Here is a 1,024-nt window from a genome sequence, read left to right on the forward strand (position 1 = left end):
GCCATTAACAGGTCCGATGTCGCACGGAAATCGATCCGTGACATGTCGAAGCTGATCTCACAATCGGGCATGGTTGTCTCCGGCCGCGCCGCGTGCGCTTTCGGTACCTAGCTGCGATCCCTGAAACGATTGGTGATGGGGTAGCGGCGGTCGCGGCCAAAATTCTTTTTCGTGATCTTCACGCCCGGCGCCGCCTGCCGTCGCTTGTATTCTGCGATGTAGAGCAGGTGCTCGATGCGCGTCACCGTCGCCCGGTCATGGCCGCGCGCGACGATGTCGTCGACACCCATCTCATTCTCGACCAGGCATTCGAGGATATCGTCCAGCACCGGATAGGGCGGCAGCGAATCCTGATCGGTCTGGTTCTCGCGCAATTCCGCCGACGGTGCCTTGTCGATGATGTTTTTCGGGATCACCTCGCCCGAGGGGCCCAGCGCACCCGGCGGCACGTGGCTGTTGCGCCAGCGCGACAGCGCGTAGACCTGCATCTTGTAGAGGTCCTTGATCGGATTGAAGCCGCCATTCATGTCGCCATAGAGCGTGGCATAACCGACCGACATCTCGCTCTTGTTGCCGGTGGTGACGACCATCGAGCCGAACTTGTTGGAGATCGCCATCAGGATGGTGCCGCGTGCGCGGCTCTGCAAATTCTCCTCGGTGATACCTTCCTTGGTGCCTTCGAACATCTGCGTCAGTGCGTGCAGGAAGCCCTCGACCGGCTCGAAGATGGGCACGATGTCATAGCGGCAGCCGAGAGCGCGGGCGCAATCCTCGGCATCTTTGAGCGAATCCTTCGAGGTATAGCGGTAGGGCATCATCACCGCGCGCAGCCGTTCCTCGCCGAGCGCATCGACGGCCAGCGCCGCGCAGATCGCCGAATCGATGCCGCCGGACAGACCAAGCACGACGTTCTTGAAGCCGTTCTTGTTGACGTAGTCGCGCAGGCCCAGCATGCAGGCGCGATAGTCAGCCTCCTCCCGGTCCGGGATTTTCGACATCGGCCCTTCCGAGCAGACCCAGTGAT

General features: G+C 61.5%; 1 protein-coding gene. It reads right to left on the bottom strand.

Going from position 1 to position 1,024, the window contains the following annotated elements; translation table 11 throughout:
* Positions 1-107: 107 nt before the first annotated feature.
* Positions 108-1,024 (bottom strand): NAD+ synthase (locus EN991_RS37645; RefSeq protein WP_127370598.1); only part of this gene is annotated, 917 nt, incomplete at its 5' end.

The sequence above is a fragment of the Mesorhizobium sp. M7A.F.Ca.US.005.03.2.1 genome (assembly GCF_003997795.1).
GTDB lineage: Bacteria > Pseudomonadota > Alphaproteobacteria > Rhizobiales > Rhizobiaceae > Mesorhizobium > Mesorhizobium ciceri.